The 18,936-nt window shown below is 70.4% G+C and carries 21 protein-coding genes and 1 pseudogene; 11 read left to right on the top strand and 11 right to left on the bottom strand.

The window, feature by feature from the left end:
- Nucleotides 1–174: 174 nt before the first annotated feature.
- Both ACFFQA_RS18550 and ACFFQA_RS18545 read right to left on the bottom strand, forming a co-directional pair.
- Nucleotides 175–924, bottom strand: a complete 750-nt coding sequence (locus tag ACFFQA_RS18550) for an alpha/beta hydrolase (protein ID WP_377853416.1) — start codon at nt 922–924, stop codon at nt 175–177.
- Nucleotides 925–974: 50 nt separating this feature from the next.
- Nucleotides 975–1,268 carry an Rv1322 family protein gene (locus tag ACFFQA_RS18545; RefSeq protein ID WP_377853415.1) on the bottom strand — a complete coding sequence of 98 codons (294 nt, stop codon included), beginning with the start codon at nt 1,266–1,268 and terminating at the stop codon, nt 975–977.
- Between the two features lie 108 nt (nt 1,269–1,376).
- On the opposite strand from ACFFQA_RS18545, the gene ACFFQA_RS18540 reads away from it, so the two are divergent.
- From ACFFQA_RS18540 to ACFFQA_RS18500, 9 genes and pseudogenes are all read left to right on the top strand, one after another.
- Nucleotides 1,377–1,898, top strand: coding sequence for a hypothetical protein (locus tag ACFFQA_RS18540; protein ID WP_377853414.1), 522 nt, complete (start codon nt 1,377–1,379; stop codon nt 1,896–1,898).
- Between the two features lie 19 nt (nt 1,899–1,917).
- Nucleotides 1,918–2,451, top strand: a complete 534-nt coding sequence (locus ACFFQA_RS18535; protein ID WP_377853412.1) for a GrpB family protein — start codon at nt 1,918–1,920, stop codon at nt 2,449–2,451.
- 22 nt (nt 2,452–2,473) lie between these two features.
- Nucleotides 2,474–3,067: a helix-turn-helix domain-containing protein gene (locus ACFFQA_RS18530; RefSeq protein ID WP_377853410.1), complete on the top strand. Its 594-nt coding sequence runs from the start codon at nt 2,474–2,476 to the stop codon at nt 3,065–3,067.
- Nucleotides 3,068–3,132: 65 nt separating this feature from the next.
- Nucleotides 3,133–4,296, top strand: a complete 1,164-nt coding sequence (locus ACFFQA_RS18525) for an NAD(P)/FAD-dependent oxidoreductase (RefSeq protein ID WP_377853408.1) — start codon at nt 3,133–3,135, stop codon at nt 4,294–4,296.
- Nucleotides 4,293–4,397 (top strand): annotated as a pseudogene (locus ACFFQA_RS18520) (2Fe-2S iron-sulfur cluster-binding protein); the annotation flags it as partial. The gene ACFFQA_RS18525 and the pseudogene ACFFQA_RS18520, both read left to right, overlap by 4 nt.
- Before the next feature lie 51 nt (nt 4,398–4,448).
- Complete coding sequence (locus tag ACFFQA_RS18515; protein WP_377853430.1) at nt 4,449–5,825, top strand: FAD-dependent oxidoreductase; 1,377 nt, start codon at nt 4,449–4,451, stop codon at nt 5,823–5,825.
- Entirely contained in the window at nt 5,822–6,733 is a 912-nt protein-coding gene (locus ACFFQA_RS18510) for a dihydrodipicolinate synthase family protein (protein ID WP_377853406.1), read from the top strand. Before ACFFQA_RS18515 ends, ACFFQA_RS18510 begins: the two co-directional genes overlap by 4 nt.
- A 1-nt stretch (nt 6,734) precedes the next feature.
- Nucleotides 6,735–7,730 carry a proline racemase family protein gene (locus tag ACFFQA_RS18505; protein WP_377853404.1) on the top strand — a complete coding sequence of 332 codons (996 nt, stop codon included), beginning with the start codon at nt 6,735–6,737 and terminating at the stop codon, nt 7,728–7,730.
- Nucleotides 7,731–7,814: 84 nt separating this feature from the next.
- Complete coding sequence (locus tag ACFFQA_RS18500; RefSeq protein ID WP_377853402.1) at nt 7,815–9,245, top strand: aminopeptidase P family protein; 1,431 nt, start codon at nt 7,815–7,817, stop codon at nt 9,243–9,245.
- Between the two features lie 44 nt (nt 9,246–9,289).
- On the opposite strand, the gene ACFFQA_RS18495 is transcribed toward ACFFQA_RS18500, so the two are convergent.
- Nucleotides 9,290–9,625 carry a nucleotidyl transferase AbiEii/AbiGii toxin family protein gene (locus ACFFQA_RS18495; protein WP_377853400.1) on the bottom strand — a complete coding sequence of 112 codons (336 nt, stop codon included), beginning with the start codon at nt 9,623–9,625 and terminating at the stop codon, nt 9,290–9,292.
- A 328-nt stretch (nt 9,626–9,953) separates the two neighbouring features.
- Nucleotides 9,954–10,460 carry a helix-turn-helix domain-containing protein gene (locus tag ACFFQA_RS18490; RefSeq protein ID WP_377853398.1) on the bottom strand — a complete coding sequence of 169 codons (507 nt, stop codon included), beginning with the start codon at nt 10,458–10,460 and terminating at the stop codon, nt 9,954–9,956.
- 65 nt (nt 10,461–10,525) lie between these two features.
- Here ACFFQA_RS18490 and ACFFQA_RS18485 point away from each other — a divergent pair, with 65 nt between their 5' ends.
- On the top strand, nt 10,526–10,738 hold the full coding sequence (locus ACFFQA_RS18485) for an FmdB family zinc ribbon protein (protein WP_377853396.1): 213 nt from the start codon (nt 10,526–10,528) through the stop codon (nt 10,736–10,738).
- A 10-nt stretch (nt 10,739–10,748) separates the two neighbouring features.
- Here ACFFQA_RS18485 and ACFFQA_RS18480 read toward each other — a convergent pair whose 3' ends face one another.
- From ACFFQA_RS18480 to dhaK, 7 genes are all read right to left on the bottom strand, one after another.
- Nucleotides 10,749–11,225 carry a pyridoxamine 5'-phosphate oxidase family protein gene (locus ACFFQA_RS18480; RefSeq protein WP_377853394.1) on the bottom strand — a complete coding sequence of 159 codons (477 nt, stop codon included), beginning with the start codon at nt 11,223–11,225 and terminating at the stop codon, nt 10,749–10,751.
- 30 nt (nt 11,226–11,255) lie between these two features.
- The gene (locus tag ACFFQA_RS18475; protein WP_377853393.1) at nt 11,256–13,070 is read right to left on the bottom strand and encodes a 3-hydroxyacyl-CoA dehydrogenase family protein; all 1,815 of its coding nucleotides are present in this window, start codon (nt 13,068–13,070) and stop codon (nt 11,256–11,258) included.
- Between the two features lie 178 nt (nt 13,071–13,248).
- Nucleotides 13,249–14,283 carry a hypothetical protein gene (locus ACFFQA_RS18470; RefSeq protein ID WP_377853391.1) on the bottom strand — a complete coding sequence of 345 codons (1,035 nt, stop codon included), beginning with the start codon at nt 14,281–14,283 and terminating at the stop codon, nt 13,249–13,251.
- Nucleotides 14,284–14,300: 17 nt separating this feature from the next.
- Complete coding sequence (locus tag ACFFQA_RS18465) at nt 14,301–15,242, bottom strand: DUF3558 family protein (protein WP_377853390.1); 942 nt, start codon at nt 15,240–15,242, stop codon at nt 14,301–14,303.
- A gap of 56 nt (nt 15,243–15,298) precedes the next feature.
- On the bottom strand, nt 15,299–16,000 hold the full coding sequence (dhaM, locus tag ACFFQA_RS18460) for a dihydroxyacetone kinase phosphoryl donor subunit DhaM (RefSeq protein ID WP_377853388.1): 702 nt from the start codon (nt 15,998–16,000) through the stop codon (nt 15,299–15,301).
- A 12-nt stretch (nt 16,001–16,012) separates the two neighbouring features.
- A complete protein-coding gene (gene dhaL / locus ACFFQA_RS18455; RefSeq protein WP_377853386.1) occupies nt 16,013–16,669 on the bottom strand; it encodes a dihydroxyacetone kinase subunit DhaL in 657 nt (218 codons plus the stop codon).
- Nucleotides 16,670–17,671 carry a dihydroxyacetone kinase subunit DhaK gene (gene dhaK / locus ACFFQA_RS18450; RefSeq protein WP_377853384.1) on the bottom strand — a complete coding sequence of 334 codons (1,002 nt, stop codon included), beginning with the start codon at nt 17,669–17,671 and terminating at the stop codon, nt 16,670–16,672.
- 166 nt (nt 17,672–17,837) lie between these two features.
- Here dhaK and ACFFQA_RS18445 point away from each other — a divergent pair, with 166 nt between their 5' ends.
- Entirely contained in the window at nt 17,838–18,848 is a 1,011-nt protein-coding gene (locus tag ACFFQA_RS18445; protein ID WP_377853382.1) for an ABC transporter substrate-binding protein, read from the top strand.
- The last annotated feature ends 88 nt before the right edge of the window (nt 18,849–18,936 follow it).

Below are 18,936 nucleotides of genomic sequence, written 5' to 3'. Positions count from 1 at the left end.
CCTGGCGCGGCACGTGAACCCGAACAAAACAGAACTCCCGGGATTAAACGCCCTCTAAAGGGCCGTGCTGCCGCCCCGACTCCGTCGAGTTGCCCTCGGATAACTCTCCCGGACTTGGGTGCGGATTTCCTTGGCCATCCACGACCGCTGGCCCGCTCCCTGTCAGCAGAACGGTCAGTTGCCGACGATGGTGACCTGGTGCGTGGTCGACGGCCCGTCCCAGGTGCGCGGCAGCGGGGTCGCCACGTCCGGGACCACGGCCGCGACGAGCTGGTCCAGGGCCTCCTCGGCGTAGCCGACCAGGAGGTGCTTGGCCCCTTCTACCGGGATCACCTTGGCCTGCGGGATGGCCGCGAACCGCTCGCGGGCCTCGTCAGGGCGCAGGTTGTCGTCGTGCTCCGGCACCAGGCAGTAGACCGGCTTGCCGGACTCCGCCCAGGTCTGCAGGTGCGACGGCTGGCTCCACCGCAGCGGCGGCGAGATCAGGAAGAGGCCCTTCACCAGCGGATCGCATCCGTGCACCAGGGCGAGGTCGGTGCCGAAGGACCAGCCGACCAGCCACACGTTCGGCAGGTCGTGGAACTCCGCGTACTCCAGCGCGGCGGCGACGTCGAACCGCTCGCCTTCACCGTTGTCGAACTCGCCGTCGCTGCGCCCGGCCTCGCTGGCGGTGCCACGGGTGTTGAAGCGCAGCACCGCCACGTCGGCCAGCGCGGGCAGGCGCCACGCCGCCTTGCGGTAGAGGTGCGAGTCCATCATGCCGCCGTGGGTGGGCAGCGGGTGCAACAGCACCAGCGTCGCCTTGGGCGCGCCCTCCGGCGGCAGCGACAGCTCGCCGACGAGGTTCAGCCCGTCCGCGGTGTGCAGGGTGATCGACTCACGGCGGGCGGGGAGCACGGTGTTCGCGCGGATCTCAGTAGTCATCTCGGCTCCGATTTTGCCACCCGTCCGGACAGGCGCGAGCGCGACGAGCGTCACGACCAGCGGCGCGTCGGCCCCCGTCTGCCTCTGGCCGACCAGCAGCCCTGGTGCCAGTGCCGCCGGTCCGCGCTGGAACCGTGCTCGTCGGCGGGCCAGGCAACCACGTGCGGCGTGCCGGGGACGATCTCGTGGTCACAGCCCGGGCAGCGGTAGTGCTTCGTGGCCTGCGAGCCCGCGACGTTGCGCACCAGCCAGTCGCCGTCCGGTCCGCTCTCCGTGCGCGCCCAGCCCACACCGCCCCCGAGCGGGCGTTCGGGGCGACGGTCTCGGCGGTTGTGACGTGGCACGGGGCGAAACCCTAGCTCGCGCGGGGGAGACGGTTGGCCCGCTGGTGGGAGCCGCACCCGCGGCACGCCGAGCAGAGTTGGCCGCACCGACGACGAAGGGGGAACACCATGAAGCTCATCGCAGGCGCTCTCGCGGTCACGCTGGCGTCCGCGCTCGCGGCGGGGGCGGCCACCGTGGCGACCGCCGCGCCCGCGGAGCCGGAGGGCAGGCTGGTCGGCTCGGCCGGGGGCACGCTGCCCAAGATGTTCGGACCGCTCGCCGGTGACCCGGTCCGCTTCACCGTGAACGCGCACGGCACTCCCGGCAAGGCGGGCGGGACCTTCCACGTGCTGCACACCAAGCCGGACGGCAAGGCGTTCGCCGAGTTCTCCGGCAGGGTCGACTGCCTGTTCTCCGCGCACGGACAGGCCGTCATGACGGGCATCGTGGAACGCGCCGAGCTGCCGGGGCTGCCGCCGGAGATCAAGGTTGTCGGCAAGCGGGTCGGGCTCTCCGTGCAGGACAACGGCAAACGCGGCGACCGGATCGGGTGGAGCTGGGCGACCGGCGGCTTCGAGCAGAACACCCTGCTCTGCAACAGCACCGTGCCGTTCTTCACCACGACAAACGGCGATTACAAGGTTCGCTAGATGTTCTAGGGTCCCGCGAATGGGGATCAAGATCGCTGAGTACGACCCGGCGTGGCCGGTGCTGTTCGAGGCGGCACGGGCCGAGATCCGTGCCGCCTGCGGCGACCGGGTGCTGACCGTCGAGCACATGGGCAGCACCTCGGTTCCCGGGCTCGCCGCCAAGCCGACCATCGACATCGTCGCGGGTGTTCGTTCCGTCGAGCTGGACGCGCCCGCGGTCGCCGAGGCGATGCGCCCGCTCGGCTACGCCCCGATGGACACTGGCATGCGCGGGCGGCTGTTCCTCTACCGCGAGGTTGACGGCAGGCGCACGCACCACCTGCACGTCGTGCCCGAGGACGAGTTGGCCGAGTTCAACGAGCTGCTGCTGCGGGACTGGCTGCGCGAGCACCCCGACGACGCCGCTCGCTACGGCGCGCTGAAGAAGCGGCTGGCCGGTGAGCTGACCGACGGTTTCGCGTACACGAAGGCGAAGACCGAGCTGATCCAGGAGCTCGTGGACGCCGCCCGGCTCGCACGTGGTCTGGCCAGGGTGCCAGTCTGGGTGGACTGACTCTGGGGTCGAGGAGGCTGGGGTGGTCCGGGAACAGGCCGGTCAGGTGCTCGCGGCGAACCTGCGCGCCCTGCGCGAGCGACGCGGGCTGTCGCTGTCCGAGCTCGCGCGGCGCTCCGACATCGCCAAGGGAACGCTCTCGCAGCTGGAGTCCGGCACGGGCAATCCCACGATCGAGACCGTGTTCAGTTTGTCGAACGCACTCGAAGTCCCGGTCTCCTCGTTGCTGACCGAACGCGTCGCGCAGGACGTCGTGCTGATCCGCTCGGCCGGGCTCGACGTGCTCAGCGGCGACGCCGTGGACCTGCGCATGCTGCGCCGGATGGACGTCACCGACACCGTCTTCGAGCTCTACGACCAGCGCGTGCGACCGGGCGAGACCCAACGCTCCACCGGCCACCCCGGACGAGAGCACACCGTTGTGACGTCGGGTTTTCTCCGCGTCGGCCCGGCAGAGGCGCCGTACACCCTCGGTCCGGGCGACTACGTGTGCTTCTCGGCCCAGCAACCGCACCTCTACGAGGCCGTCGACGGCCCTGTGACGTCCGTGCTGCTGCTGGAGTACCCGGCGACGGCTGGACCGGTGCAGCTCGGAGCGCCCTGCGGTCGGGGTTGACCCTCGCCGCTCATCCTGCCTACGCTCCCAAACGTTCATTGAAATGAACGATGCGGAGGGGCGGCGTGGCACTTCCCGATGTGGTGGTCGTCGGCGCGGGCGTGATCGGCGCAGCCTGCGCGGAGGCGCTGACCGCACACGGGATCAGGGTGCTCGTGCTCGACCGCGCGGCTCCGGCCGCAGGGACCACAGCCTCGGGCGAGGGCAACGTGCTGGTCTCCGACAAGGAGCCCGGCCCGGAGCTCGGACTGGCACAGGCATCCCGGCGCCGCTGGCCGACGCTGCTCGCCGAGCTGCGCGAAGAGCTCGGTCCCTCCGCCGCCGAGGTCGAATGGGACCCCAAGGGCGGACTGGTCGTCGCCACGACAGCGGATGCGGCACAGCCCTTGGCCACCTTCGCCGCAGCGCAACGCGAAGCCGGTGTGGACGCACGCCCGATCAGCACCTCGGAAGCGGCTGAACTCGAACCGCATCTCACCAAAGCCGTCACCGCAGCCGTCCACTACCCGGAAGACGCGCAGCTGCAACCGGTTCTGGCCACAACGACGCTCCTCGCCGCAGTGCGCAAACGCGGCGGCCGGGTCCGATCCGGCACCGAGGCACTGGGAGTCGACCGATCTGGCACGGGGGCTGTCCAAGCGGTGCGCACCAACCGAGGCCGCATCCCCTGCAGCGCGGTGATCAACGCCTGCGGCCCGTGGTCCGGCGACTTCGCGCGCGCCGCTGGTGCTCCCATCCAGATCCTGCCCAGGCGCGGAGTGGTTCTGGTGACCGCGCCGCTTCCGCCAGACACCGTGCGGCACAAGGTGTACGACGCCGACTACGTGGGTGCGGTGGCGAGCGGCGACGCAGACCTCCAGACTTCGACGGTGGTGGAGTCGACCAAAGCGGGCACAGTGCTGATCGGCTCCAGCAGGCAGCGCGTCGGCTTCGACGGCACCCTGCGCGTCGAGGTGCTTCGCGAACTCGCACGCAAGGCCGTGAACCTCTTCCCGTTTCTCGCCGAAGTGCAGATCATGCGGTCGTACGGCGGTTTCCGCCCCTACGCGCCGGACCACCTCCCGGTCATCGGCGAAGATCCACGGTTGCCAGGCCTGTGGCACGCGACGGGACACGAGGGCGCGGGAATCGGCCTCGCGGCGGCGACCGGCCAACTCGTGGCGGAGCTGTTCACCGGTCGGGACCCGCACGTGGACCCGAAGCCGTTCCGAGTGGACAGACCACAATGAAGATCACCGTGGATGGCGTGACCATCACTGTCCAAGAAGGACAGACCGTCGCGGCGGCCCTCATCGCCGCCGGCAAGATCTCGTGGCGCACCACACGGAACAACGGACGCCAACGCGGCCTCTTCTGCGGGATCGGCGCCTGCCACGACTGCTTGATCCCTCCCCACGACATCCGTGCCTGCCAACACACTCCAACCACTCCGGCTCAGCCCGCTCCGCTTCCTGCGGACATCGTCGTAGTGGGAGCGGGACCAGCGGGAGTCGCGGCGGCGGAGGCCGCTGTCCGCTGCGGGAGTTCGGTGACGCTCATCGACTCCGCACCACGGCTGGGTGGCCAGTACGGCAGGCAGGCGTTTGACACCGCATACGTTGGTATTCCTGGCGTTCAGCACCTTGCGAACACGGTCGTGTGGGCGGTCGAACCGCTCGAACGCGGACACCGACTGCACCTGCGAACCGGCCCGGCTGACGCGCCAGACCGCGTCGCGACGGTGCTCGACGCCCGCTCGCTGATCCTCGCCACTGGCGCGTATGACCGCGCGATTCCTTTTCCCGGCTGGGACCTTCCCGGAGTTTGCACAGCTGGCGCGGCACAGGCCCTCGCGAAAGGACAGCGGGTCGCGGTCGGAGACCGCGTCTTGCTCGCGGGCACCGGCCCGTTCCTGCTGCCGGTCGCCGAGTCTCTGGTGAACGTCGGCTCACGCGTGCTCGGCGTGCTTGAAGCGAACTCGCCCACCGGCTGGATGCGCGACCTGCGCGGCACGTTCGCCGGGCGCGGCAAGGCCGCCGAGCTAGCCGGGTATGCCGCGATGCTCGCCAAGCATCGCATTCCGTATCTTCCAAGGACAACGGTCATCGCGGCCCACGGATCGGGCCACGTCACGGCGGTTACCGTCGCGAAGCTCGACAGGGACTGGAACGTCGTTCCCGGTTCCGAGAAGCGCCTCGACGTGGACGCGGTGTGCGTGGGCTTCGGCTTTGTCCCGCAGATCGACCTCGCCGTCGCGACCGGATGCGATGTGGACAAGGGCTTCGTCCGAGTCGACAGCGCACAACGGACCTCCGTGGCTGGTGTGTTCGCGGCCGGTGAGATCACGGGCATCGGCGGAGCCGACCTCGCGGCAGCCGAGGGCACGGTGGCCGGGACAGCGGCAGCGCGCGGCGACGTTCCGCACCACGCGCTGAGGACAGTCCGAAAAGGACGAATGTTCGCGGGCGCGTTGGCGGCGGCACACCCGGTTCAGCCTGGTTGGCGGAGCTGGCTCGACTCGGACACGCTCATCTGCCGGTGCGAGGAGGTGAGCTACGGCGAGCTGTGCCAGGCAGTCGAGCAGCGCCAGGTTCGGGACCTGCGCTCGCTCAAGCTGGTCAGCCGCGTCGGGCTCGGGCCGTGCCAGGGCCGGATCTGCGGACGCGCCGTTGCCGAGCTGACCGGGATCACCGAGACCGTCCGCCGCCCGATCGCCGCGCCCATCCGGCTCGGCGAGCTCGCCGACACCCCGCTGCACCCCGAGGAGGACCCGGCATGACCCTGGACCGGCTCGACGGCGTCATCGTGGCGACCGCGCTGCCCTACGCCGAGGACACCTCGGCTCCGGCCGGGCTCCGGCCCGACCTGGACCGCTACGCCGAGCACTGCCGCTGGCTGGTGGACAACGGCTGCCGTGGCGTCGGCCCGAACGGCTCGCTCGGTGAGTACTCCTCGCTCACCGAGACCGAGCGCAGGTCAGTCGCGCGCACGGCCATCGAAGCCGTTGGCGCCCAAGGAGTTGTGGTCGTCGGTGTGCACGGTGTCGGAGCCCACCAGGCCCGCTCCTGGGCGGAGAAGGCGGCCGAGGACGGCGCGGACGGCGTGCTGTGCCTGCCGCCGACGATGTACCGCGCGAACCACGGCGAGGTGATCCACCACTTCGAGCAGGTGGCGAGCGTGGGCCTGCCGGTGATGGTCTACAACAACCCCGTTGACACCAAGGTCGATCTCACGCCCGCGCTGGTCGCCGAGATCGCCGCGATCGACAACGTGGTCGCGATCAAGGAGTTCAGCGGGGACGTTCGCCGGGTCCTGGAGATCCGCGAGCTGGCCCCGGAGCTGACCGTGGTCGCGGGCGCTGACGATGTGGTGCTGGAGTCCCTGCTGATGGGCGCGACGGGCTGGTTCGCGGGCTTCCCCAACGTCTTCCCCGCCGCGTCGGCCAAGCTGTTCTCCCTTGCCCGCGAAGGAAAGCTCGACGAGGCACGGGCGCTCTACGAGCCGCTGGTCGCGGCGTTCCGCTGGGACTCGCGGGTGGAGTTCGTCCAGGCGATCAAGTACGGCATGGACGTCGTCGGCCGCTTCGGCGGGCCGTGCCGACCGCCACGGGGACCGCTGGACGAGGACCAGCTCGCCCGGCTCGAAGCCGACATGCGCCGCGCGGTCGAGCACCTGGCGGGGGCGTGAGATGACGAGGTCCTTCACCGCGATCGACTCGCACACCGAGGGCATGCCGACGCGCGTGATCACCGACGGCGTCGGCCCGATCCCCGGCGAGACGATGGCTCAGCGGCGCGAGCACTTCATGGCGCACATGGACGACATCCGGCAGCTGCTGGTCAACGAACCGCGCGGTCACGCGGCGATGAGCGGGGCCATCCTGCAACCGCCGACGCGCCCGGACGCGGACTGGGGCGTGCTCTACATCGAGGTCTCGGGCTGCCTGCCGATGTGCGGCCACGGCACGATCGGCGTGGCGACCGTCCTGGTGGAGACGGGCATGGTGGAGGTCGCCGAGCCGGTCACCCACGTCCGGCTGGACACCCCGGCGGGCCTGGTGGTGGCCGAGGTCGCGGTGTCCGGGGGACGCGCTCAGCACGTGACGATCCAGAACGTGCCCGCCTACGCCCACGAGCTCGACGCGAGCGTGCACGTCCCCGCCCTGGGCGAGGTGCGCTACGACCTCGCTTACGGCGGCAACTTCTACGCGATCCTGCCGCTGGACCAACTCGGAATCCCGTTCTCCCACAAGGCGAAGAACGAGATTCTCACGGCCGGGCTGTCCGTCATGGACGCCATCAACGAGCAGCGTCGTCCCACGCACGTGACGGATCCGGCGATCTCCGGCTGCAAACACGTCCAGTTCACCGCGCCGGGGCGTTCGGGCAGCCACTCGCGCAACGCGATGGTGATCCACCCGGGCTGGTTCGACCGCTCCCCCTGCGGAACGGGCACCTGCGCCCGGATGGCCCAGCTGCACGCGAGGGGCGATCTCGGTCTCGACGAGGACTTCGTCAACGAGTCCTTCATCGGCACCCGCTTCACCGGCCGTCTGACCGCGCCCACCCGCGTCGGCACCAGGGACGCGGTCGTCCCCGAGGTCACCGGACGGGCCTGGATCACCGCGAGGTCCACCTACCTGCTGGACCCCACCGACCCCTTCCCCCGGGGCTTCACGCTCTGACCCGCTTGTCCGCCGTTGTGGGGGGTCGGGGCTTACGGTGGGGGTGGTCGTCGAGGAACCGGCGACGGAGAACACGGAGGTGTCATGAACGCCGAGGAACGACCCGCACGCCGCGACCCGAGCCGTCTGGTCGACGCTTCGGGCTTCCGGGAGTACGTGCGGGACGGCTGGGGGCCGGCCGACCGTGCCGTCCGACTGCCCGCGGGGGCCCGCGAGGCCGCCGCCGCGCACCGGGACCGGCTCAGCGCCGAGTTCGCCGGTCTGCGGATCGCGGTCGCGTCCGGACGCGCACCGGTGCGCTCCAACGACACCGACTTCGACTTCCGGCCGGACAGCGACTTCTCGTGGTTGACCGGCTGCAACGCCGAAGGCGCCGTGCTGGTCATGCACCCGCACGACGGCGGTCACTCCGCCGAGCTGTTCCTGCGCGAGCCCGCCGGCCCCGGTGACCCCGACTTCTTCGCCAACGCCCGTGACGGCGAGCTGTGGATCGGGCCGGTGCCCGGCATGCGCGAGTGGTCCGAGGCGCTCGGCCTGCGCTGCCGTCCGCTGGAGGAGCTGCCCTCGGCGCTGCGCGGCAGGCTGCCCGGGGTCGTGGCCACCACCGGCATCGAGCCGATGCTCGACGCGCTGGTCTCGGTCGGCCCGGTGCAGGCGGCGGCGTTGCGGCGGACCGTCGCCGAGCTGCGGCGGATCAAGGACGACTGGGAGATCGGCCAGCTCCAGGCCGCGGTGGACGCCACGGTGATCGGCTTCGCCGAGGTCGCGGGCGAGCTGCCCACCGCGATCAAGGGCGGTGGCGAGCGCTGGCTCCAGGGCACCTTCGACCGCAGAGCCAGAACCAGCGGAAACGCCCCGGGCTACGCGTCGATCGTGGCGGCAGGACCGCACGCGCCGGTGCTGCACTGGGTGCGCGCCGACGGCGGCGTCCCGGACGACTCGCTGCTGCTGCTGGACGCGGGTGTCGAGGTCAACACGCTCTACACCGCCGACGTGACCAGGACCTTCCCGGTGAACGGCGAGTTCAGCCCGGCGCAGCGGCAGGTCTACGACCTCGTGCTCAAGTCCCACCTGGCGGCGATGGCCGAGGTCGTGCCCGGCGCGGACTACCGCGAGTTCCACCGCACCGCGATGCGGGTGCTCGCCGAGGGCCTGCACGACTGGGGCCTGCTGCCGGTGTCCGTGGACCAGGCGCTGGACCCGGACGGCCAGCAGCACCGCCGCTACATCGTCTGCGGTGTCGGCCACTTCCTCGGGCTCGACGTGCACGACTGCGCCAACGCCCGCGCCGAGACCTACCACGACGCCAAGCTGGAGGTGGGCATGGCGCTGACGGTGGAGCCCGGTCTGTACTTCCACCCCAACGACCTCACCGTGCCACCGGAGCTGCGCGGCATCGGCGTGCGCATCGAGGACGACCTCGTGGTCACGCCGGAGGGCTCGCGGGTGCTCTCCGACGCGCTGCCGATCGCGACCGACGAGGTCGAGCAGTGGGTGCGCGCCCAGCTGGGCTGACACCCCGCTCGCAGCACCGAGATCGCTGACGGGGCCCCGGATGCTCAGGCGTCCGGGGCCTCTCGCGCACTGGCCAGTTCTTCGCCCCAGGAGACGAAGAACGCTCGAAGTGCCTTGACCTCATCAGAAGGCACAGGAATATCGGCATCCTGGTAGCGGGAGAGCGTGCGGAACATCTCCGCAAGCACCTGCGCGTCAAATCCGTGATCGACCTCAGCCGCGCGCTCAACCAGGAGCGACGTGCCAAACCGAGCGGCAAGCACGTAGACGTCAGCGAAGTCCCGTGCCGCTGCCCTGTCGAACAAGGCAATGAGCTTCCTGCCCGCGAGTTCCGCTTGGGCCGACCACAGTGACCACCGCAGGGCGGCCGGGCGCAGCATCCGAAGCGAGGTCGAGCGAGGAGTGCTTCGGAACCGTTGACCTCCAGACGCACAAAGCTCGTGTCGTCTCGGATCCGCCGGACACCCCACCCCCGACGAGCGGCGGCTACCTCGAACTCGTCCCTGGCCGCCACGACGTCGGCGGAACACGAGGTGAAGAAGTCGAGGTCCTGGGTAGGACGCGCGGTCAGCCGTTGCGCGGCAAGCCCCGCCCCACCTGCCAACAGAAACCCTTCTGCTGTGGTCAAGGTGAAGAACAGCCGAGCGACCTCAACCTGGAACTCGGTGAGCGAGATGCCCTCACTGACAGAGAAGTCCTGTGTGGGCACTAGATCCCGGCTTCGACAACCGGTTCCCAGAACGCGCGAACCTCTCGTGGCAGCACGAGCTCGTCCCACAGGTCGACGAGCAGGGCACCGTCGACATACTCACGGATGTCATCGGCTCCGCCCTCGCGCAAGACGACCTCGTAGCACAGTGCGCGCTGCCGGCGATCGGACAAGTCGACAACGGTGCCAGGACTGGACCAGTTCAGATGCAAGGGCAAGACGACCTTGGCGAAGGCCTTTCGCGGCTCAAGGCGCGGAAGACTCGACGGAACAGTCACCAACCTCCCGCGACTGGTGACGCGGTCGCTGAAAGACAGCAGTGGTTCGACCGCGAGCGTATGGCCGGTCGCACGCAGCAACCGTTCCATGGTCGCCATCGTTGGCGACTTGCGGTCGTGCTCGTACGCCGACAGCGTCGGACGTGAGGTACCGGCGGCGTGAGCTAGTTCCTCCTGAGTCAGCCCCGCCTCATGACGCGCGCGTTCAATCATCAGACCGGCAACCATGCCATCATCGTGATGTATCCGATCGGATACGTCAACGCGAGCAAGTACCCCTGCAGAATGGGCGCATGCCGACGTACGAGTTCCGTTGCCGCGAGTGTTCCGGCACGTTCGAGGTGAACCGCCCGATGAGCGCCGCGTCCGACCCCGCGCGGTGCCCGGCGGGCCACGACGACACCGTCAAGCTGCTGACCACGCTCGGGATGACCGGCGCGGCCTCGGTCCCCGCCGGTGGCGGAGGAGGAGGCGGCGGTTGCTGTGGCGGTGGCTGCTGCGGCTGACCCCGCGCGGTCACTGGCGCTCCAGCCTGCGCAGACCACCCCCTTCCCGCCAGAGCTCGATCACCAGGCGGTTGTCCTCGACCCTGGTGTGCACGACCTCGTTGATGTCCAGCCGGAACAGGTGCGACGGGCCCGGTGGCGCCTCGCCCGCGCTGGCCTCGCTGATCTCCTTGTGCCGCACCGGGTCGGTGATCTCCACCGCGGTTCCGGAGAGCTTGGCGTCGCCGGTCCAGGACTCGCCGCCGTTCCCCGTTCCGCAGTGCACCGCGCAGCGTGGATCTCGTTGCAGGTCAAGCGCTTTGCGCGACTGCCACATCGCGCCGAGCCACAGCTCGCCGCCGACGAACTCGACCTCGGTCCCGCTGATCCTGGGTGATCCGTCCCGGCGCAGCGTCGCCATCGTCTTGTTCGTGTACGCGTCGAAGCTCTCCTTGACGCGCCGCGCGAACTGCGGCGCGGATGCCTCGACGTCCGACCAAGTTGCCATGCCGCCGAAGCTAGAGCACACCCCTGACAGTCAGACGGTGTAGTCGCGGAACCCCTTGCCGGCCTTGCGGCCCAGCCGCCCCGCCGTCACCAGGTGCTCCAGCAGCGGCGCTGGCGCGAACCCCGCCTCGCGGAACTCCAGGTAGAGCTCGCGCTGGATGGCCAGCGCCACGTCCAGCCCGACGACGTCGAGCAGCGCGAACGGGCCCATCGGCAGGCCGCAGCCGATGGTCATCGCGCCATCGATGTCGTCGGCGTCGGCGTAGTGCGCCTCCAGCATCCTGACCGCGTCGTTGAGGTACGGGAACAGCAGCGCGTTGACGATGAAGCCCGCGCGGTCACCGCAGCTCACCGCGTGCTTGCCGAGCTTGACGCAGAGCGAACGGGCGGTCGCGAGCACGTCCGGTGACGTCGAGATCGTGTGCACCACCTCGACCAGCTTCATCACCTGGGCGGGGTTGAAGAAGTGCAGGCCGACCACGTCGGCGGGCCGTGAGGTCGCCGCAGCGCACTCGATCACCGGCAGCGAGGAGGTCGTCGTGGCCAGCACCGCGCCCGGCTTGCACACCTCGTCCAGCGCGCCGAAAACCGCCTTCTTGACCTCAAGTTCCTCGGCGACCGCCTCAACGACCAGGTCGCAGTCGGCGAAGTCGTCGAAGCTGACCGTGATCCGGATGCGGCCGAGTGCGGCGTCGCGGGCCTCCTCGGTGAGCTTGCCGCGCAGCACGGCCTTGTCCAGCGAGCGGCGCACCGCCTCCAGCGCCGCGGTGGCCTTGACCTCGCTGCGCGCCCGCATCACCACGTCGTTGCCCGCCTTGGCGAAGACCTCGACGATGCCCGTCGCCATGGTGCCCGTGCCGACGACCCCGACCCGCTGCACCTCGCGCACCCGGCCGCCCTGCACCACGTCGCCGGGCGTCTGCTCGTCCGGCACGACGATCGGCGAGTCGACGTCGTCGTAGGTGTAGAAGCCGCGCCCGGACTTCCTGCCGAGCAGCCCCGCCGTGATCATCTGCTTGAGCACCGGAGCCGGCGCGTGCAACCGGTTCCGCGACTGGTGGTACATCGTGTCGAGGATCTCGTACGCGGTGTCCAGGCCCATGAGATCCAGCAGCTGCAACGGTCCCATCGGGTAGCCGCAGCCGAAGCGCATCGCCGCGTCGATGTCCTCGCGCGAGGCGTAGCGCGACTCGAACATCCGCACGGCGTGGTTGAGGTAGCCGAAGAGCAACGCGTTGGCGATGAACCCGGCGCGGTCGCCGATCACCACGGGCACCTTGCCGAGCCGCTCGACGAAGCCGACGACCGCGGCGACCACGTCGGGCTCGGTGACCACCGTGCGGACGACCTCGACCAGCTTGAGCACCGGCGCCGGGTTGAAGAAGTGCATCCCGACGACCTTGCCGGGGCGTCCGGTGACCACCGACAGCTCGGTCACCGACAGCGAGGAGGTGTTGGACGCCAGGACGACCTCGGGCCGGCACACGCGGTCGAGCTCGGCGAAGACCTCGGCCTTGAGCTCCATCCGCTCCGGGACCGCCTCGATCACCAGGTCCACGTCGGCGAGATCGGAAAGCGTTGTGGTGTAACGGATTCTGCTGAAGAGGTCGTACTGGTCGTCGCTGGAGAGCTTGTCCCGCTTGACCGCGCGCGCCGTGGAGTGCTCCAGGTGGGCGCGCCCGCGCCGCACGGCCTCCTCGTCGAGGTCCACCGCGACGACCGTCAGGCCGGTGCGGGCGAGTACCTCCGCGATGCCCGCCCCCATGGTGCCGAGGCCGACAACACCGACCTTGGTGATGCTCGATCCCGCAAGCGGATCTTCGGTAGCGGAGAACTCGCGAGGCACGGCAAACCTCCCACGTCATCGGGGACCGGAGCGCCCGTCCGGCACGCTACGCGCCAGTAACTTGACGAGATAGTGCCATGCCCGGCGCGGTTTCCGCCGTGAGCTGCGCCACGCGAGCGCGTGCGGTTCACACGGATGGCAGCATCACCATCCACTGTGGACAATCGGCAGGATCGGTTCAGGACACGGGGGGCAGCTTCGCCGCGACGGCCGTGGCGAGCGCGACGGTCTGCTGGCACGCGTTCGTCCCGGCGTCCATCGCCAGGAAGAAGAAGTCCACCGACTCCAGATAGGGCAGCCCGCCACCGGCGTCCGCGGCGAGGGCCCGGTGCCCCAGCTGGACGGAGCAGCCACCGCCGGCCTGACCCGATTCCATGTCGTGCTGGGTGGCCGGCCGCCCGGCGATGTCGAACTCCTTCGTGCCCGGCATCGGCGGGATGACGCCCGGCTTGACCATGGTGCTCGCCTTGACCAGCACCGTGCCCGTCATCGGGCTCTCGCCGAAGGCGCAGGAGAACGCGCCGGAGTTCGGCGACAGCGGAAGGTCCTTGTTGTACGCGGACTTCAGCATGTCCGCGGTGACCAGCCCGCAGAGGTCGACCTCGGCGAGCGAGCCCGGGTCCGGTGTCCGGCGCGGCACCACACCGCCCGAGGACAGCGCGCGCAGCATCCCGTCGAACAGCGACGACGCCGCTTCGCAGGGGTCGGCGGCGACCATGTTGTTGCGCTTCTTCACCGACAGCACCAACAACCCCTTCTCCACCGTGGCCGCGCGCATGCAGCTGCCCGTGGCGTCCTTGCCCTGGTAGGTGGTCGTCGCGCCGCGCTTGCTCTCGGTGAAGCCGGTCGGATAGCTGCGCCTGACCGATTCAGGCGAGCTGGCGGGAGACTCCAGCGTCAGCTTCAGGTCGAGCACGCCGACGACCTTCTTCGCCTCGCCTTCGCCCTCTTCCAGGTTCAGCACCTTCTGGCAGACGTTGATCCCCTGGCCAGGACGGTCCTCGACGCGACCGATCTTCGCGAGCTCCTCGCCCGGCAGCAGGCCGCACACGTCCACGGTGCGGATCTCGCCGAGGGAGATCGCACTGATCGGGGCACCACCACCACCGCCGCCGCTCTCCCCCGCGGGCTCGGCCGTGCCGACCACAACGGTGGAACAGCCCGCTGACAGCACGACGAACGCGACGGCGAGCACCAACCCCCAGGTACGCATGGCGGCATGCTAGAGCGTCATGGGGTGCGGGGCAGCTTCGCCCACACCTTCTCGGCGAGGCCGCGCGCCGTCTCGCACAGCCACTCCGGGTCCTTCGGCGCGAACACGGCGACAGCGATGGTCTCGACCTTGTCGGAGGCAAAGCCGATGTGCTGCGTGTTGACCCGGCAGGCGGGCGGCAACGGAGCCTCGGCGGCCTCGGCCCGGATCTGGGTCGGGCGCCCAGCGAGGTCGTGGACATCGGTCAGCCGGTTCGTCGCCGCGCCGATGTTCACCACGACGCCGGTGTAGCTGGGTCTGCTCGCACCCCAACGACAGTTGTGCCGGTTCGCCCCGTGCTTCACATCGGCGGCAACGGTCCCGGCGACGACCGCGACCTGCTCGCCCGTCAACAGATCGCACGGGTCCACGTGCACCCAGGAGCTGTCCGGAGCCGCGAGGAACCGGTGCCTGCCCTGCTGCACGGTGGCGACGACGGAGTCGGCGAGCGCCGCCGCGATGCCGCAGGAGTCCGCCTTGGCCCCGCCCTTCGGGACCGCGCTCGCCTCGATGTACCGCAGGTCCGGGAAGACCACGCTCGACGTGCACGTGTCCTCGAACGGCCTGGGCTCGGCGACGCGCATCGCGCCGCGCCGGGTGAAGTCGCGGCCGAGCACGGGGAGCTCGTTCTCGTCGTCGAGGCGGTTGTCCGTCGCGATGCCGAGGTAGATCGTGCCGCCGCCCGTCGCCGCCACCGGGATCTCGCAGGAGCTGAAGTCGAAGGGCTCGATCCTCGGCGCGGCACCGTAGCGGCCGGGCAGGGCGGGATCGACGAAGCCGCACGGGTCGACACGGTGCCAGTCCGTGACGACACCCGGCTGGATCCCGGACAGCGCAACGGGTTCACCCACGTCGGGAACCCCGCACGCGGTGCTCCCGAGCAGCATGCCGACGACGACGCAGATCCCCCCGAATCCCATGCGACCGACACTAGGTCAGGCGGCGCGGCCCCGCCCTGGGAGAACCCCGGCCGGTGTCATTCCCCGAAACCGGATTCCACCAGCTCAGCAAGGGTGTCGATGGCCTTTTGCGCCTCTCGGCCAACCGCTCGGACGAGTAGTTCCTCGCCGCCCCGCGCGCCGAGTCCCATCAACGCGAGCACACTGCGCGCGTCGACCTCCTGGTCGCCGTGCCGGACGGAGACGTCCGCGTCCAGCTCGGCGACGGCGCGGGCGGCGAGCGCGGCGGGACGGGCGTGCAGGCCGAGCTCGTTGCGCAACACCACGGTCCGCTCCAGCAACCCGTTGTCCTTGCCGTAGACGTGCTGGTCGAGCTCCATCTCGTCGAACGCCTCGCCCTGGACGAACGCGTGGGCCATGATGGCGGCCGACCCGACCGCGTCCAGGTCCGCGCCGCCCTGGGCGCACACGGCCGCGGCGACCGCTCCCTCGACCAACGGGGCGTCGGCGACGAAAGCGCGGATCGGGGTGGTGAGGGACTCGACGGCCAGCTCGGCGGTCATCTGCGCGCTGCCGAGGTCGTAGAGCAGCACGACCCCGACTCCGGAGTCGGCCTGCTCCAGCGCGGCGGAGACGGTGTCGAAATCCGTGCCCAGTCCCCCGTCGGCCGTTCCTCCCGCCGGGAGGATCCGGACGTCAGGGGCCATCTGGGCGGCCAGTTCCGCCACACCCGCGGCCAGCGAGGCGCTGTGCGAGACGATGACCAGGCCGACCTTCACCAAGTGCTCCCGTCAGTGTCGTCCGGACTCGGAGGTCGCCGACCCGGCGGCGTCGGCGAGTGCCCGCAGCAGCACAGCGGTCGAGCGCGCTCCGGGGTCCAGGTGCCCCGCGCTGCGCTCGCCCAGATAGGAGGCGCGGCCCTTGCGCGCCACGAGCGCGATGGTCGCCTCGGCTCCGGCGTCCGCCGCGTCGGCCGCGGCCCGCAGCACCTCCGGCACAGCGCCCCCGGCATCCACAGTGGACTGAGCGGCGTCCACGGCCGGGGTCAGCGCGTCCACCATCGTCTTGTCACCCGGAGCCGCTTTCCCGCGCGCCACAACACCTTCCAGCGCGGCTCGCAGCGCACTCACCACGACTCGACCGTCCACCTCGGACACATCGCCGACGGCGGTCGACGCGCGCAGGAAGGCGGTCCCGTAGAGCGGCCCCGCCGCCCCGCCGACCGTGGAGATCAGCGTCGTCGCGGTCACCTTCAGCACCGAGGCGGGGCCGTCGAAGCCACCGCCGTCGAGCTTGGCCAGCACGGCGGTGAAGCCCCGCTGGAGGTTCTCACCGTGGTCGCCGTCGCCGATCTCCCGGTCCAGCTCGACCAGCTCGTCCCGATGCGCGCACACCACCTTGGCCGCCTCGCGGACGGCGGCGGTGACGTCCTCGACCGAGCAACCCATTCAGCACCCCCAACGCAGTGCGGCCGTGCGCACCGGAGCGTCCCACAAGTCGATCAACTCATCGTCGAGCCTCAACAGCGTCAGGCTCATGCCCTGCATCTCCAGGCTGGTGACATAGGGCCCGACCAGTCTCCGCTCGACGGTGACGCCGCGCTCGGCGAGCAGGCCCTCGGCCACCCCGTGCGCGAGGTAGAGCTCCAGCAGCGGAGTGCCGCCCATGGAGTTGGTGAGCAGCAGCACCCGGTCGCCCTCGGCGAAGGGCAGGTCCTCGGTGACGGCGTCGACCAGCCTGCGCACGATTCCGTCGGCGGGCTCCAGCGGCAGGCGTTGCCTGCCGGGCTCGCCGTGGATGCCGATGCCGATCTCCATCTCGTCCTCGGCGAGGGTGAAGCTCGGCTCGCCGACGTGCGGGACCGTGCACGCGGTCAGCGCCATGCCGAGCGAGCGCGTGTTGGCCACCACGCGGCGAGCGAGCTCCTCGCAGGTGTCCAGGTCGGCCCCGCGTTCGGCGGCGGCCCCGGCGATCTTCTCGACGAGCAGCGTGCCACCGACGCCGCGCCTGCCCGCCGTGTAGAGCGAGTCCTTCACCGCGACGTCGTCGTCGACCAGCACGGTGCGGACCTCGATGCCCTCGGCGGCGGCGAGCTCGGCCGCGGTCTCGAAGTTGAGGACATCGCCGGTGTAGTTCTTCACGACCAGCAGCACGCCGGCGCCGCCGTGCACGGCCTCGATCGCGGCCTGCACCTGGTCGGGCGTCGGCGAGGTGAACACGGGTCCCGGGCAGGCGGCGTGCAGCATGCCCGGGCCGACGAAGCCACCGTGCAGCGGCTCGTGCCCGGAACCGCCGCCGGAGACGAGCGCGACGCGGCCCGCGACCGGGGCGTCCGCGCGGGTGACCAGCGCCGGGTCGGTGCGGACGGTCAGCAGGTCCTGATGGGCCGCGGCCATCCCGCGCAGTGCCTCGGCGACCACCGCCGCCGGATCATTGATGATCTTCTTCACCGCAGCCCTCCTTGCCCGCCCGGAATGTGCGCCGCCACGCATTGATACCCCGCCGCGGGCGCAGTGGGAAAGCACACGCGCCGCTGGAGTTGATCACCTGTCCGTGGTTAGCCTCCCCTAACTTTCGGTGTGACCAGCGCGGTTCACCGCGCAGAAGGAGTCCGTCGTGCCCAGCAAGACCACAACCACCGCAGCGGCCCTCGCGCTCGCCCTGCTCCTCGGCGCTTGCGCGACGGGCAAACCTGCGGGGGACCAGCCCGCGGTGGCGCAGGGCGGCTCGGAGTTCGCCAAGGCAGCGGAGGAGAGCGCGAAGTTCGGCACCGACGCCGCACCCGGCGTCTTCCCGCGCACCGTCAAGCACGCCATGGGGACCACGACCCTGGCAAAGCGCCCGGAACGGGTGATCGTGCTGGACGGCGGCGAGCTGGACAACGTGGCCGCGCTGGGCGTCAAGCCGGTCGGCGTCGCCTACACCGAGGGCTCGCCGGTCATGCCGGGCTACCTCGCGGACAAGGCGGGCCGGCCCGAGAACGTCGGCACGACCAACGCGCTCAAGCTCGAAGCGATCAAGAAGCTCAACCCCGACCTGATCCTCGGCTCACGGCTGCGCGCGGAGCAGCTGTACCCCAAGCTCGCCGAGATCGCGCCGACGGTCTTCAGCCTCCGCCCTGGCTTCACCTGGAAGGAGAACTTCCGCCTCAACGCGGCGGCGCTGGACCGCACGGCCGATGCCGAGGCCCAGCTGACCGACTACGCCCGCCGCGCCAAGGAGATCGGCACCCGCGCGGAGCAGAAGCTCGGCAAGCGCCCGACGATCTCGATGGTCCGGTTCATGCCCGGCCGGATCCGCCTCTACGCGGCGAAGTCCTTCATCGGCACGATCCTCATCGACGCCAACCTGCCCCGCCCCGCCGGACAGGAGGTGGAGGAGCTGGCGGTGGAGGTCAGCACCGAACAGATCGGCAAGGCGGACGCGGACCGGGTGTTCACCGGCTCCTACGGCGACCCGGCCAAGACCCAGCAGGCGACCGTCCTCGGCGGGCCGGTCTGGAAGCAGCTCAACGCCACCAAGTCCGGACACGTCCGACCGGTCTCCGACGAGACCTGGTTCCTGGGCCTCGGTGTGGTGGCCGCCAACCAGGTCCTCACCGACCTCGACACCCTCCTCACCACCTGACCCCACCCCCACCCCGGGGCCATTCGCGGGCTTATGGACCGCTTCGGAGCTCCGAACACGTCCATAAGCCCGCGAATGGCCGTAAGGC

The organism is Allokutzneria oryzae, from assembly GCF_042429765.1.
Classification (GTDB): domain Bacteria; phylum Actinomycetota; class Actinomycetes; order Mycobacteriales; family Pseudonocardiaceae; genus Allokutzneria; species Allokutzneria oryzae.
This window is presented reverse-complemented; position numbering and strand designations above follow the sequence as displayed.